Source organism: Stieleria magnilauensis, assembly GCA_007753675.1.
Taxonomy (GTDB): domain Bacteria; phylum Planctomycetota; class Planctomycetia; order Pirellulales; family Pirellulaceae; genus Stieleria; species Stieleria magnilauensis.
This window is the reverse complement of sequence record CP036432.1, coordinates 4,702,138-4,715,334: the sequence shown is the minus strand read 5'-3', so window position 1 is coordinate 4,715,334 and position 13,197 is coordinate 4,702,138. Positions and strand designations below refer to the sequence as shown.

Genomic DNA, 13,197 nt, shown 5'->3' with positions numbered 1-13,197 from the left:
ATGACTCCCCCTTGGGAATTCCTGCTCGATGAAGCCGCGTTTCAGTCGATCCTGCCTCCCGAACACGCGCGATTTGCGCGTCCGATTCGGGAGGGGTTGAGTCTGTTTCTTGGTGGTCTGCCGCCGGAACAACAGGTGTCGATTGTGCGGGCTCAAGCCCAATTGCCGGCGTCGGCGTCGTTCTCACAGCGGCTGGGGATTCTCGCCCGCAGCTCGCCGGTGTTGCACAAGGTCGGCCAGATTCTGGCGCGTGACAAACGTCTACCGCTAGAACTGCGGCTCTACTTGAGCGAATTGGAAAGTCTTCCGCCGGTGGTTTCGCAACCGGTGCTTGAGCAGGCAATCGCCCAGGAACTCGGACCGCTCGATCGCTTGGGCATCACACTCGGACCGGCGATCGCCGAAGCGAGCGTGGCGGTGGTCGTGCCGTTTGATCGGAATCAATCGTCCAGCGGTCCCAGCTCGAATGGCCAGACGACGACCGCGGGCGTGTTCAAGATTCTCAAACCCGGTATCGAACAACAACTCGATCACGAGCTGCGGCTGCTGACGCAGGTCGGCGAGCAATTGGACCGACGCTGCCAAGCGTTGCAGATCCCCGAGCTGGATTACGAAGACGCTTTCAGCCAGGCGCACGTCAAACTGCTGGACGAAGTGCAGTTGGAGAACGAACAGCGACATCTGGTGGAAGCCAAAGCGTTTTTTGCTGATGAACCACGGGTGCAGACCCCTGAATTGCTGGAGCACTGCACCAAACGCGTGACCTGCATGGAACGTCTCAGCGGCGGCAAGGTGACCGACCACGGACTGTTTGGCGGGCGACAAAAACGAGAGCTTGCCGCGTTGCTCGGTGAAGCGTTGATCGCGGCGCCGGTATTTTCCAAACGCGAGGATCCGATTTTTCACGGCGATCCACATGCCGGCAATTTATTTCTGACCGACGACGGCCGACTGGGGATTCTGGATTGGAGTCTGGTCGGACGATTGGGGGCCGACGTCAGGCGAATGATCGTGCAAATCTCGTTGGCCGCCGTGGTGCTCGATGCACGCGGCGTCGCGTTGCGAACGGCGGAACTGGCCGCGCCGCAACGGCCCGATGAAACAGCCCTCAAGGCGGTTGCCGAGAAATGGGTCGCATGCGTCCGTCGCGGTCGATTCCCCGGATTGAGTTGGCTGGTCGCGATGCTCGACGAGGCGGTCCAGCAAGCCAAATTGCGAGTCCCCGAAGACTTGATGCTGTTCCGTAAATCGCTGTTGGCGCTCGAGGGTGTCGTGATGGACGTCGGCGATCGGACGGGATTGATCGATCGGACACTGAACATGGAATTCATGCGACACTTCGCGGTCGAACTGCCCCAGCGTTGGTTCCACCCACCATTCTCACATCGATTCGCCACACAGGTTTCGAATTTCGATATAACCCACGCCCTGCTCGGCGCCCCCACCGCGCTGGCAAGTTTCTTGACCGGCCACGCGCTGGACGCGATTGAAAGTTGCCAAGGCAAGGCATCCAACACGATGAATGTTTCCCATTAACAACGGATGATCAAAATGGCGGTCAAGTCTCTCAATCACATCGGCATCGCGGTGCAGTCCATCGATGCCCACCAGGCGTTCTACGAAGGGGCACTCGGATTGGAATTCGAAGGGCTGGAGGACGTGCCAAGCCAGAAGGTGCGCGTCGCATTCTTTCGTGCCGGCGACGTTCGACTTGAATTGCTCGAACCGACGTCGGACGACAGCACAGTTGCCAAGTTCATCGAAAAACGCGGCGAAGGCTTGCACCATTTGGCCTACACCGTCGAAGACATCCAGGCCCGTATCGCCGAATTGCAAGATTCCGGTTTGCGGATGATCGATGAAAAACCGCGTGGCGGATCGCATCACATGCAGATCGCGTTCCTGCACCCAAAAAGTTCCGGCGGTGTGCTGACCGAACTTTGTGAACCGGCCGGCGGAAGCTGATGGCGGGGGTCTGTGATGGGCGAGCTGGAAGCTCGAAGATCGCAAGCTGGAAGCTTACGTCACTGTTCGCAAGCTGGAAGCTTACGCCACTTTGGAAGGTAAGGCCACTTTACTCGTATTGAATGAAAGCACGATGACGGTCACGTTTCCCCGTGAGTTTAGTATTCAAGATGATTTCCCTCCGGTCGACTACGATCAATGGCGGACGCTGGTCGAAAAGGCGCTCGCCGGAGCGCCCTTTGAAAAGAAGCTTGTCTTAAAGACATATGACGGGCTCGCCATTGAACCGCTCTACAGTCGCCGCGATGACAGTGGCCAAGACGATCCGATGGGGTTCCCGGGTTTGGCGAACCGGGTTCGCGGGGGACGTCCGCTGGGATCGGTCCAATCCGGATGGGATTTGCGTCAGGAGTTCACCGCGCCCTGCCCGGTTGCCTGCAATCAGGCGATCTTGGCGGACTTGAGCGGCGGTGTGACATCGATCCAGATCCGGCTGGACCAAGCCGCACGCAACGGACTGGATCCCGATCACGCGGCAAGCGCCGGTTGCGTCGGTCGCGATGGCGTGATGGTCTATGGCGTGGATGACATGGACAAACTGCTCGGCGATGTTCAATTGGAAATGGTCACGGTTGCGTTGGACGCCGGCGCGGCCTTCTTTCCCGCCGCGGCGACCCTGATGGCAACCTGGAAGCGGCGCGGCGTCTCGCCGGAAACCGCGAAAGCGGCGCTGAACGCCGATCCGCTGGGTGAGCTTGCACGCCGGGGAACGTTGCCGCTGGAACCCTCGTCGGCTCTGTCCATGATGTCCGATTTAGCCAGTTGGACGTCCAAGCATTATCCGCACGTCACCTCGGTCGGCGTAGATAGCTCGCCGTACCACGACGGCGGCGCGAGCGCGGCCCAGGACATCGCGCTCAGTCTGGCCACGGGAGTGGAATACTTGCGAGCGATGACCGCTGCGGGGATGGACGTTTCAGCGGCGGCCAAACAGATTCAGTTTCGCGTCAGCGTGGGCACCGAGCACTTTCAAGCGATCGCAAAACTGCGGGCCGCCCGATGGCTGTGGTCTCGTGTGCTGGAATCGTGCGGCGTGTCGGAAGACTCGCGGTCGATGCGGATTCACACCCGAACCGGCAACCGCGTGCTGACCAAACACGATCCCTATGTCAATCTGTTACGCAACTCGGTGGCCGTCTTTGCCGCCGGCATCGGCGGTGCGGATGCGATCACATCGGTACCGTTTGATGTGATGGCCGGATTGTCCAACGACTTCAGCCGCCGCGTCGCACGCAACAGCGCGCTGGTGTTGCAAGAGGAATCGCATCTGCATCGCGTCATCGATCCGGCCGGCGGTAGCTGGTTTTTGGACCAGCTGACCGAAGACGTGGCTGGCAAGGCGTGGGAAATCTTCCAAGAAACCGAACGCCAGGGTGGTATGTTGTCGGCTTTGACCAGCGGGTGGGTTGCGAACGAAATTGCGACCACGGCTGCGGCGCGGGCCAAGGATGTCGCCACTCGCAAACGCGGGATCACGGGCGTCAGCGAGTTCGCTAACGTCGGCGAAGAGGCGGTGATTCGCGATGCACCGGATCTGGAATCCCTTGCCGGGGAAGCCGCCGATCGGATTCGGGGTGTTCGATCGGCCGAGCAAGAAACACTGTCGCTTGATGCGGCGGAGGACCGTGTTGCCGCGGCGGTCGCGGCGGCATCCGACGGAGCGACGCTGGGACAGATCGCCGCCGCGCTCGGACTGGGACGGGGCCAAAGTGCAACGATCGCCGCCATTGAGCCCCAACGCCTGGCCGAGCCGTTTGATCAATTGCGTGACGCCTGCGACGCGTGGCAAGATGCCCAGGGGAAACGGCCACGCGTGTTCTTGGCCAACCTCGGTCCCGTGTCGCACTACAGCGGCCGGGCAACCTGGTCGAGCAATTTCTTTGCAGCGGGCGGTTTCGACGTGATCGACCGCGGAGGCTTTGAGGACGCGGACGCTGCCGCGAAGGCGTTTGGCCAAGCCGACGCGTCGATCGCGGTGATCTGTTCCTCAGACAAACTATACGCCGACGTGGTTCCCACGGCGGCTGCCAAACTAAAACAGGCGGGAGCCAGCTCGGTCGTGCTGGCGGGAAACCCGGGCGACAACGAACAGGCATGGAAAGCAGCGGGCGTCGACCGCTTTATCTTCATGCGTTGTGATGTGCTCGAGACGCTGCGTAGTCTGTTGACTCAAGTCGGTGTGATTGAAGAAGGAGAGCCGGTACGATGACCTTGATTCCAAACTTTTCCGATGTGCCGTTGGAAAGCGAAAACCGCGCGGCGGGTTCGTTAGACGACTGGCGAGCCAAGGTCGCTGGCGATGCGGACGAACTGCGTTGGCAGACGCCGGAGCAGATCCCCGTCCGACCGTTGTACACCTCGGCCGATCGTGCGGGACTGGACCACTTGGACACGATGCCGGGGCTGGCGCCGTTCTTGCGCGGTCCCTATGCGACGATGTACGTGCAGCGTCCCTGGACGGTGCGTCAGTACGCGGGATTTTCAACCGCCAAAGACTCCAACGCGTTTTACCGACGCAACTTGGCGGCGGGCCAGATGGGCTTGAGCATCGCTTTCGACCTGGCCACGCACCGCGGATACGATTCGGATCATCCCCGCGTCAGCGGCGACGTCGGCATGGCCGGTGTGGCGATCGACAGCATTCAAGACATGCGGACGCTGTTCGAAGGCATCCCGCTGGATCGGATGAGTGTTTCGATGACGATGAACGGCGCGGTGCTTCCTATCATGGCGTTGTACATCGTCGCCGCCGAAGAACAGGGGGTGAAACCGGAACAGCTTGCCGGCACGATCCAGAACGACATCCTGAAGGAGTTCATGGTTCGCAACACCTACATTTATCCGCCCGCCCCGAGCATGCGGATCATCGCTTCGATCTTTGAGTACACCAGCCAGCGGATGCCCAAATTCAACAGCATCAGCATCAGCGGTTATCACATGCAGGAAGCGGGGGCGACCGCGGACTTGGAATTGGCCTACACCCTTGCCGATGGGCTGGAGTATGTCCGCACGGGCATCGCATCGGGCTTGGACGTCGACGCCTTTTGCCCACGACTGTCGTTCTTCTGGGCGATCGGCATGAATTATTTCATGGAAATCGCCAAGCTGCGGGCCGCCCGCATGATCTGGGCCAAACTGATCAAACAGTTCAACCCCAAGAATCCCAAGAGCTTGTCGCTGCGGACCCACAGCCAAACCAGCGGCTGGAGTTTGACCGCTCAAGACGTTTACAACAATGTCACGCGGACCTGCATCGAAGCGATGGCGGCGACGCACGGACACACCCAATCGTTGCACACCAACGCGCTTGATGAAGCCCTTGCCTTGCCGACCGATTTTTCGGCGCGGATCGCGCGGAACACGCAATTGTTCTTGCAACAAGAAACCGACACGTGCAAGGTCGTCGATCCCTGGGCCGGAAGCTACTACGTCGAACGCTTGACCCACGATTTGGCCCAGCGTGCCTGGAGCCATTTGGTTGAAATCGAAGAACTCGGCGGGATGACCCAGGCGATCCAAGCCGGGATTCCCAAGATGCGGATCGAAGAAGCTTCGGCCCGCACCCAAGCCCGCATCGATTCCGGGCAACAAACCCTGATCGGTGTCAACAAGTATCGGCTGGCGACCGAAGATGACATGCGTGTGCTGCACGTCGATAATTCGGCGGTGCGGAAGGCACAGATCACGGGCTTGAAACAACTCCGAGCCGAGCGTGATGCGTCCGAGGTTGATGCGGCATTGGATGCGTTGACCGAAGCGGCGCGCAGCGAACAAGGCAACTTGTTGGAACTGGCCGTCAACGCGGCACGTGCCAAAGCGACGGTCGGGGAGATTAGCGCGGCGTTGGAAAAGGTTTACAATCGATACGAAGCGCCCGTGCAATCTGTCCGCGGCGTCTATGCCGCCGCACTTGAGAGTGAATCCATGACAACGGAAGTGGGCCAGATCGTGGAGGCGTTTGAACGCAACGAAGGCCGTCGGCCGCGGATCTTGGTCGCCAAGATGGGGCAAGACGGTCACGACCGTGGACAAAAGGTTATCGCCAGCGCGTTCGCCGACTTGGGCTTTGATGTCGACATCGGCCCGCTTTTCCGCACGCCGGCCGAAACGGCGCGGCAAGCGGTTGAAAACGACGTGCACCTGGTGGGCGTCAGCTCGTTGGCGGCCGGTCACCTGACACTGGTCCCGGAACTCCGCAAAGCGTTGGCAGATTTGGGCCGCGAGGACATCATGATTGTCGCCGGCGGAGTGATCCCGCCCGAAGATTACGAGGCGTTGTACGCGGCCGGCGCCGCCGAAGTGTTCGGCCCCGGTACGGTCATCAGTGAGGCGGCGATTCGAGTGGTTCGAGACCTCGCCGATCGACTCGGGTTCTCGGTCGATGAAACAGTCGAGACTCAAGATGCCTGATCGGAATTCAGCATGAAGCGTGATGTTCCACGACGTCGTCAATTGACGACGGAGGATTATTTTGCCGGTGTCCGCAACTGCGACATCACGGTACTGCCGCGAGCGTTGACGCTGATCGAGTCCAACAATGCCGAGCACCAGCGGCAAGCCGAGACGCTATTGACCCAATTGTTGCCTTACACGGGCAACGCCATCCGGGTCGGCATCAGCGGCGCCCCCGGAGTAGGCAAGAGCACGTTCATCGAAGCGCTCGGATTGCAATTGATCGCCCAGGGGCGACGGGTTGCGGTCTTGGCGGTGGATCCATCGAGCGGAATCAGTGGTGGCAGCATTCTGGGTGACAAAACCCGCATGTCTCGACTGGCGGCCGAACGCAACGCTTACATCCGACCTTCACCTTCGGCCGGAACGCTCGGCGGCGTGGCCAGCAAGACGCGTGAAAGTTTACTCGTCTGCGAAGCGGCCGGTTACGAAGTCGTGTTGGTGGAAACCGTCGGCGTGGGGCAATCCGAAACCATGGTGGCGGAAATGACGGATTGCTTTTTGGCGTTGATGCTGCCCGGTGCCGGAGACGACTTGCAGGGAATCAAACGCGGGCTGTTGGAACTCGTCGATGTGATCGCCGTGAACAAGGCCGACTCGGCGACACTGAAAGCGGCCGAACTGGCCGCCCACCAATATGAGATGGCGATCCATTCCATTTTAGGAAAACAAGATCATCCGCCGCAGGTGTTGACCTGCAGCGCGTTGCACAACGAGCGGGTCGACGCCGTCTGGCAAGCCGTCCAACAGCGTTACGAGGCGATGAAATCCAGCGGCGACTTGGCCGCGAAACGACGTCGACAACAAGTCCGCTGGTTGTGGGCGATCATCGAAGACCGAATGAAGCAAGCCCTTCGCAAGCACCCCGGCGTCCGGAGCATCCGCGAAGGACTCGAATCCGAAGTGCTTGCCGGCAACCTGCCGCCCGAAGCAGCGGCCAGCAAGATCCTGCAGGCATTCGGCATGCACGAAGATTGAGGCGTTTAACTGAGACCTGACGGAAAAAGAACTGCAGTACCATGAGTATTCGAAAAGAGTTTTTGACTGGGCTAGAAGAACGCCGCGCCACATTGCGTTTGGGCGGTGGCGAAAGCCGGCACGCCAAACGCCGAGAAAAGGGAATGCTCTCGGCGCGCGAGCGGCTGGATGTCTTTTTCGACGCCAACACCTTTCAAGAGTGGGGAATGCACGTCGATCATTCCTGCCATGAATTTGGGATGGAGAACAAACCCATGCCCTGTGACGGAGTGGTCACCGGCGTGGGACGGGTCGGTGGTCGACCGGCCGCATCGTTCAGCCAGGATGCAACCGTCGGCGGCGGTGCGTTGGGCATGCGGCACTCCAAGAAGATTTGCGACATCATGGACTACGCGCTCGAAAGCGGAATGCCGTTTGTGGCGATCAACGATTCCGGGGGCGCCCGGATCCAAGAGGCCGTCGACTCGCTGTCGGGATACGGTCAAGTGTTCTACCGCAACGTCATGCTTTCCGGCTGCGTCCCACAAATCGGCGTGATCGCCGGCAATTGTGCCGGCGGGGCGGCTTATTCGCCGGCGCTGATGGATTTTTTGGTGATGACGCGCGAGAACGCGAACATGTTCATCTGCGGGCCGCAAGTCATCAAGGCGGCGACGGGCGTCGATTGCACGATGGAAGAGATCGGCAGCGCGTCGGCCAACTCCAGCATCAGCGGCAACGTTCACTTCGTCGCCAATGATGATCAGCACGCCATGCAAATCGTCCAGCAACTGCTGTCCTACCTGCCCCAAAACAACGCGGAGAACCCGCCGCACGCCCTGGTGGAAGACCTGTGTCTGGATCCAGACCTGTCGATGAACGATGTGGTTCCGGAGAATATTAAAGACCCGATGGACATGTACGCCGTGATCGAACGGATCGTGGACAAGGATTGCTTTTTGGAAGTCCATCGCGAGTTTGCCCCCAACATCATCGTCGGTTTCGCACGCGTCGATGGCGTGGTTGTTGGCATCATTGCCAACCAACCCAACGTGAAAGCGGGCACGCTGGATATCGACGCGTCCGATAAAGCCGCCCGCTTCATTCGGTTTTGTAACGCGTTCAACATTCCGCTGCTGACGTTGGTCGATGTGCCCGGATTTCTGCCCGGGGTGGGTCAGGAACAGGGTGGCATCATTCGTCACGGTGCAAAAATGTTGTTCGCTTACGCATCGGCGACCGTGCCCAAGATCACCGTCATCATCCGCAAGGCCTATGGCGGATCGTATCTGGCGATGTGCAGCCGCGATTTAAAAGCCGACATGGTGTTTGCCTGGCCGACCGCGGAGATCGCCGTGATGGGCGCCGAAGGCGCCGTCAACGTGCTCTACCGCAAAGAGCTTGCTGCGGCGGATGACAAAGCGGCGCTGCGCGAGCAATTCATCCAAGAATACCGTGACCGATTTGCGTCGCCCTATCTGGCGGCTTCCCACGCCATGATCACCGATGTGATCGACCCGGCGCAGACCCGAGCGGTCGTGTCACTTGCACTGCAGAACACGCTGAACAAAAGCGAGACCCGTCCTCCAAAGAAGCATGGTTTGATTCCGCTATGAAAAGATTACGTATCACCGTCGGAAATAAATCCTACGACGTCACCGTGGAGGATCTCAGCGAGACCGAAGCGTATCCCGTTCCGACACGCCCTGTGCCCGCGCAGCCGTCAGACGCTGCACCGCCAGCGGCGATCGCCCGCCAGACGCCGACGAAGGCCCAGCCGCCCGCCGGTAGCGGCGCGGTCACCAGCCCCATGGCGGGCGCCATTCGATCGATCCTGGTCAAGCCCGGTGACGCGGTCGAACGCGGACAGGGCATGGTCATCCTGGAAGCGATGAAGATGGAAAACCAAATCACCGCGCCGGTCGCCGGCACGGTGAAAAGTGTCGATGTTGCGGAGGGTGATTCCGTCGCAGAAGGCCAAACCCTCGTCGTACTGGAGTAAGTGATGTCGCTGCTCGCTCAAGAGGAAAGCAAACGGCTGATCGAGTTTTCGCTGGCGCCCCTGACGGAAGAGCATGGTATTCCGATGGCCATCATGGGCATCGTCGTGGTCTTCTCGGCGCTGGTGCTGATCGTCATTTTTATCACCGTCCTGCCGCGTCTGGTTGCCCCCTTCATCCAGCCCGAACTCGCACCCCAGGCCGCCTCGCCGCTCGCTCACGATGACGAGCTGCCCGAAGAGATCTTGGTGGTCATCGCCGCCGCGGTCGCAGAGGCGTTGGATCGACCGCATCGGATCGTCAAGATCCGTGGGCTGGGAGCCGGCGGATATGCGTGGTCCCTGGAAGGACGCATGAAGCATCACATGTCGCACCGCATTCAACATCGAGACCCCAAATGAACGTCATGGAATACCTGAGCCAGAAAGTGGTCCAGCTGTACGAGACGACGGCCTTCGCGGGGCTGGAACTGGGCAACGTGGTGATGATGGTGATCGCCCTGGGGTTCATCTATCTGGCCATCACCAAACGCTACGAACCCCTGCTGCTGATCCCGATCGGTTTCGGTGTCATCGTAGGCAACATGCCGACCGAGTCCGGTGTGCCGCTGGTCTACGGCGAAGACAGCGTGCTTCGATTTCTGTATTTCGGGGTCGAAAAAGAAATCTACCCGCCGCTGATCTTTTTAGGCATCGGCGCGATGACTGATTTTTCCACGATGCTTTCCAACCCCAAACTGGTGCTGTTGGGTGCCGCGGCACAAGTCGGCGTCTTCCTGACGTACCTGGGCGCACTGTGTCTGGCTTTCACGCCACAACAGGCCGGCGCGATCGGGATCATCGGCGGTGCCGACGGCCCGACGGCGATTTTCCTGGCGTCGAATCTGGCCCCCGAGCTGTTGGGGGCGATCGCGATCGCGGCGTATTCCTACATGGCGCTGGTACCCGTGATTCAACCGCCGATCATGAGGCTGCTGACGACGAAAAACGAACGTTTGATTCGGATGAAACCGTCGCGCAAGGTGACGCGTCAAGAATTGATCATGTTTCCGATCGTCGCGTTCTTGATTTGCACCCTGTTGGCGCCCGGTTCGATCGTGCTGATGGGGATGCTGTTCTTCGGGAACCTGCTGAAAGAATGCACGGTGACCGACCGGCTGGCGCTGACGGCACGCACGGCAATGATCGACATCGTCACCATCCTGCTCGGGTTTTGCGTCGGTGCGAGCACGACCGCACAGTACTTCCTGAAAGGTGAGTCGATCTTGATCTTCGTACTCGGTGCCGTTTCGTTCGCCATTGCCACCGGATGTGGCGTGTTGTTCGCCAAGCTGATGAATCTGTTCTTGAAAGAAAAGATCAACCCACTGGTCGGTGCCGCTGGCGTGTCCGCGGTCCCCGGATCGGCGCGCGTGGTGCAATTGGTCGGGCAGGAAGAAGACCCGGGCAACTATTTGTTGATGCACGCGATGGCACCCAACGTCGCCGGCGTGATCGGTTCGGCCATCGCCGCCGGCGTGTTGTGGTCACAATTGGCGAATTAGCGGTCGAGAAGAACGATGGCAGAATGATACGGGGCAGAATGATCAAGACTCTGGACGCGGTGTCGCCTCGATAATGATCAGTTCCGGATAGAACCAGTGCAAGACGAACAGCACGATCGGCGGCGAGAGGGAGAAGATCAACAGCGGCAGCAACAGCAAGACAATGCGCAGTTCTTCGCGGCTGAGCAGCCCCTTGTTGTCCGGGTTGTCTGCGTGAACGGATCGGGAGGCCCGCAGCGATTGATCCAACGACGGATGCATCGTCGTTGGTCGAGTTGGCGGATTGGGCTTGGAACGCCAATTGCTGATCAGTGCATAAATCATCGAAGTGCCCTCACATGGTTACCCGAATCACAGGAGCAACATTCGGGCCGGCGGCGAGGTGGGGGCCAAATCCACGTTTGACGCGCAAAAAACGTCAACCCAGGTTGACGCCGACAACCTGGGTGGCCACCCCAGCGGGACGCGTCAGCGAGCGGCGCGTGGTGGTTTCGGGATCAAGCACCCCGCGCCACTGGCTGACGCCACGTGCTGGGGGGCGGATTCTGCTACACTTCAAACATGAATTGCGACCTCGACAGCAGTATTCCCGAATGGATCATCGAGCATCCGGAAACGACGCGGGTGTTCAGCGAGTTGGGATTGGACATCGGTTGTGCGGGCAAATCGCTGCGGTACGTTTGCGTCCATCAAGGCCTCAGTCCGCCGGAAGTGATTGAGCGACTGCGAGCCGCCATCGCTGGCTCGTTGTCCATTGACCGAAATGCCCGCTAGCCTTAGGCTTATCGAAACAAGTCTCTTTTGGACAGCTTTGGCAGCCTCGGTCGGAGAGCGGGAGGGGCGCCGTTCGGTTGCGAATCTCATGAAGCTCACCACGCAGACCGACTACGCCTTGCGAACGCTGATGTTTCTGGCCACACGCAGCGAGCGCGCCAACGTGGCCGATGTCGCAGCGCTGTTCGGCATTTCGGCGAATCACGTTGCGAAGGTCGTCAACCTGCTGGCCCGTGCGGGCTATGTGCAAAGCACACGCGGGATCGGCGGCGGGATTGAATTGGCGCATTCCCCGGAAGACATTGTGATCGGGGATGTGATCGCGACCATGGAAACCGACACGCACCTGCTCTCCTGTGTCGGCAGCGATGACTCCTGCGTGATCCATTCGTTCTGCAAGCTCAAGGGAGTCCTGGCAGAAGCCGAACGCATTCAGCAGGAGTTTCTCGGAGGCGTCACGCTCGCCGATGTGATCCCGACGCGGCGACAACTCAATCGCGTTTCACGGTCCTGAGCGACACCCGCCCCGCTCGAATGGTTCGGCGGTCGGATCTGACGCGATGCTTCTGGGGTAATGCCGAACCGCTCGGTTATTGAACACCGACGGCGATGGCAACTTCATCCGGTTTGGCAGGGCCATGGACTTCGCCGTCCGCGACGCAGCAGTTCGCTGTGCCAGAATCGGCAGGAAAAACGCATCTACTCGATCGGCACGGTGTAACTGATCGCTCCGATCGGCTCGCCCTCAGCGACATCTTCGTAGTGTGCGTGACACATGATGCATTTTTGCATGACGACGGGTACCGGTGTCAATGCACGCAAGTAGTGCTTGCCGTCCAGGCTGACGACCTCGTCGACACGCTTCGCCCCGGCCTTCAACTTCTTGATGCCCTGCTTTTCGAAGTCATCTTTGGCGACATTTTCGGATTCATAGGGATCGCCCGTGGCGTCGATTAATCGAATCGTGTTGTCGCTGCCATCGGAAATCTTCTTGAACAACAACACCGCCGCGCTACCGGCAGCAAAATCGTCATCGTCGTTGACATACTTGTCGGTCACCAACACGATCGTTTGCTTGAAGATGTTGTCCAGCGTTTGCACCGTCTTGCGCGATCGCTCGATTGCTTTCTTGCCCGGTTTCTTCTCAGCCTTTTTGGCATCAGCCCGCGCGGTCGCCGCGGGTTCTTGGGCGTGCGCCGACCGGATCGTCAATGAAGATCCGCAGGCGAGCGAGACCGCCAGTGTCGCGACAAAGCAGGCAGACAGGGGAAGGCGTTTCATGGGAGTTTCCTGAAGGGGGAGATGCAACGGAGGGGAATTTCAAATGTGTATATCTGAGTATAGTTTTAGGGTCCAGGAAGACCGTTGTCAATTTTTCGATACTCGCTTTCACGATCCAGTCGCCGCGGCTGCCGGCATGGCCGTCGCGCCTGGCCGCTGGTTCGG

Annotated in this window: 13 protein-coding genes; 11 read left to right on the top strand and 2 right to left on the bottom strand. The window is 59.8% G+C overall.

Annotated elements, in window-relative coordinates:
* The 9 genes from TBK1r_RS16615 to TBK1r_RS16575 all read left to right on the top strand — a co-directional run bounded on the left by TBK1r_RS16615 (position 1) and on the right by TBK1r_RS16575 (position 10,977).
* A complete protein-coding gene (locus TBK1r_RS16615) occupies positions 1-1,536 on the top strand; it encodes an AarF/UbiB family protein (RefSeq protein WP_145212817.1) in 1,536 nt (511 codons plus the stop codon).
* Positions 1,537-1,551: 15 nt separating this feature from the next.
* Positions 1,552-1,965, top strand: coding sequence for a methylmalonyl-CoA epimerase (gene mce, locus TBK1r_RS16610; protein WP_145212814.1), 414 nt, complete (start codon positions 1,552-1,554; stop codon positions 1,963-1,965).
* Positions 1,966-2,098: 133 nt separating this feature from the next.
* Positions 2,099-4,234: a methylmalonyl-CoA mutase family protein gene (locus TBK1r_RS16605; RefSeq protein ID WP_145212811.1), complete on the top strand. Its 2,136-nt coding sequence runs from the start codon at positions 2,099-2,101 to the stop codon at positions 4,232-4,234.
* Positions 4,231-6,435, top strand: coding sequence for a methylmalonyl-CoA mutase (gene scpA, locus TBK1r_RS16600; protein ID WP_145212808.1), 2,205 nt, complete (start codon positions 4,231-4,233; stop codon positions 6,433-6,435). Before TBK1r_RS16605 ends, scpA begins: the two co-directional genes overlap by 4 nt.
* A 12-nt stretch (positions 6,436-6,447) precedes the next feature.
* Complete coding sequence (meaB, locus tag TBK1r_RS16595; protein ID WP_145212805.1) at positions 6,448-7,455, top strand: methylmalonyl Co-A mutase-associated GTPase MeaB; 1,008 nt, start codon at positions 6,448-6,450, stop codon at positions 7,453-7,455.
* A 41-nt stretch (positions 7,456-7,496) separates the two neighbouring features.
* Complete coding sequence (locus TBK1r_RS16590) at positions 7,497-9,050, top strand: acyl-CoA carboxylase subunit beta (RefSeq protein ID WP_145212802.1); 1,554 nt, start codon at positions 7,497-7,499, stop codon at positions 9,048-9,050.
* Positions 9,047-9,436, top strand: coding sequence for a biotin/lipoyl-containing protein (locus TBK1r_RS16585; RefSeq protein WP_145212798.1), 390 nt, complete (start codon positions 9,047-9,049; stop codon positions 9,434-9,436). The genes TBK1r_RS16590 and TBK1r_RS16585 overlap by 4 nt, the downstream gene beginning before the upstream one ends.
* Before the next feature lie 3 nt (positions 9,437-9,439).
* Positions 9,440-9,835: an OadG family protein gene (locus TBK1r_RS16580; protein ID WP_145212795.1), complete on the top strand. Its 396-nt coding sequence runs from the start codon at positions 9,440-9,442 to the stop codon at positions 9,833-9,835.
* Positions 9,832-10,977, top strand: a complete 1,146-nt coding sequence (locus TBK1r_RS16575) for a sodium ion-translocating decarboxylase subunit beta (protein ID WP_236649867.1) — start codon at positions 9,832-9,834, stop codon at positions 10,975-10,977. Before TBK1r_RS16580 ends, TBK1r_RS16575 begins: the two co-directional genes overlap by 4 nt.
* Before the next feature lie 42 nt (positions 10,978-11,019).
* Here TBK1r_RS16575 and TBK1r_RS16570 read toward each other — a convergent pair whose 3' ends face one another.
* Positions 11,020-11,301, bottom strand: a complete 282-nt coding sequence (locus TBK1r_RS16570) for a hypothetical protein (RefSeq protein ID WP_145212793.1) — start codon at positions 11,299-11,301, stop codon at positions 11,020-11,022.
* Positions 11,302-11,538: 237 nt separating this feature from the next.
* Here TBK1r_RS16570 and TBK1r_RS16565 point away from each other — a divergent pair, with 237 nt between their 5' ends.
* Together TBK1r_RS16565 and TBK1r_RS16560 are read left to right on the top strand one after the other, a co-directional pair.
* On the top strand, positions 11,539-11,751 hold the full coding sequence (locus TBK1r_RS16565) for a DUF542 domain-containing protein (protein ID WP_145212790.1): 213 nt from the start codon (positions 11,539-11,541) through the stop codon (positions 11,749-11,751).
* An 88-nt stretch (positions 11,752-11,839) separates the two neighbouring features.
* Positions 11,840-12,265, top strand: a complete 426-nt coding sequence (locus TBK1r_RS16560; RefSeq protein WP_145212787.1) for an RrF2 family transcriptional regulator — start codon at positions 11,840-11,842, stop codon at positions 12,263-12,265.
* A 185-nt stretch (positions 12,266-12,450) separates the two neighbouring features.
* Here TBK1r_RS16560 and TBK1r_RS16555 read toward each other — a convergent pair whose 3' ends face one another.
* Complete coding sequence (locus TBK1r_RS16555; RefSeq protein WP_145212784.1) at positions 12,451-13,032, bottom strand: c-type heme family protein; 582 nt, start codon at positions 13,030-13,032, stop codon at positions 12,451-12,453.
* Positions 13,033-13,197 lie beyond the last annotated feature (165 nt).

Coding starts and splice junctions, on each gene's coding strand:
- TBK1r_RS16615 (WP_145212817.1), top strand. CDS start 1: ATGACTCCCCCTTGGGAATTCCTGCTCGATGAAGCCGCGTTTCAGTCG.
- mce (WP_145212814.1), top strand. CDS start 1,552: ATGGCGGTCAAGTCTCTCAATCACATCGGCATCGCGGTGCAGTCCATC.
- TBK1r_RS16605 (WP_145212811.1), top strand. CDS start 2,099: ATGACGGTCACGTTTCCCCGTGAGTTTAGTATTCAAGATGATTTCCCT.
- scpA (WP_145212808.1), top strand. CDS start 4,231: ATGACCTTGATTCCAAACTTTTCCGATGTGCCGTTGGAAAGCGAAAAC.
- meaB (WP_145212805.1), top strand. CDS start 6,448: ATGAAGCGTGATGTTCCACGACGTCGTCAATTGACGACGGAGGATTAT.
- TBK1r_RS16590 (WP_145212802.1), top strand. CDS start 7,497: ATGAGTATTCGAAAAGAGTTTTTGACTGGGCTAGAAGAACGCCGCGCC.
- TBK1r_RS16585 (WP_145212798.1), top strand. CDS start 9,047: ATGAAAAGATTACGTATCACCGTCGGAAATAAATCCTACGACGTCACC.
- TBK1r_RS16580 (WP_145212795.1), top strand. CDS start 9,440: ATGTCGCTGCTCGCTCAAGAGGAAAGCAAACGGCTGATCGAGTTTTCG.
- TBK1r_RS16575 (WP_236649867.1), top strand. CDS start 9,832: ATGAACGTCATGGAATACCTGAGCCAGAAAGTGGTCCAGCTGTACGAG.
- TBK1r_RS16570 (WP_145212793.1), bottom strand. CDS start 11,301: ATGATTTATGCACTGATCAGCAATTGGCGTTCCAAGCCCAATCCGCCA.
- TBK1r_RS16565 (WP_145212790.1), top strand. CDS start 11,539: ATGAATTGCGACCTCGACAGCAGTATTCCCGAATGGATCATCGAGCAT.
- TBK1r_RS16560 (WP_145212787.1), top strand. CDS start 11,840: ATGAAGCTCACCACGCAGACCGACTACGCCTTGCGAACGCTGATGTTT.
- TBK1r_RS16555 (WP_145212784.1), bottom strand. CDS start 13,032: ATGAAACGCCTTCCCCTGTCTGCCTGCTTTGTCGCGACACTGGCGGTC.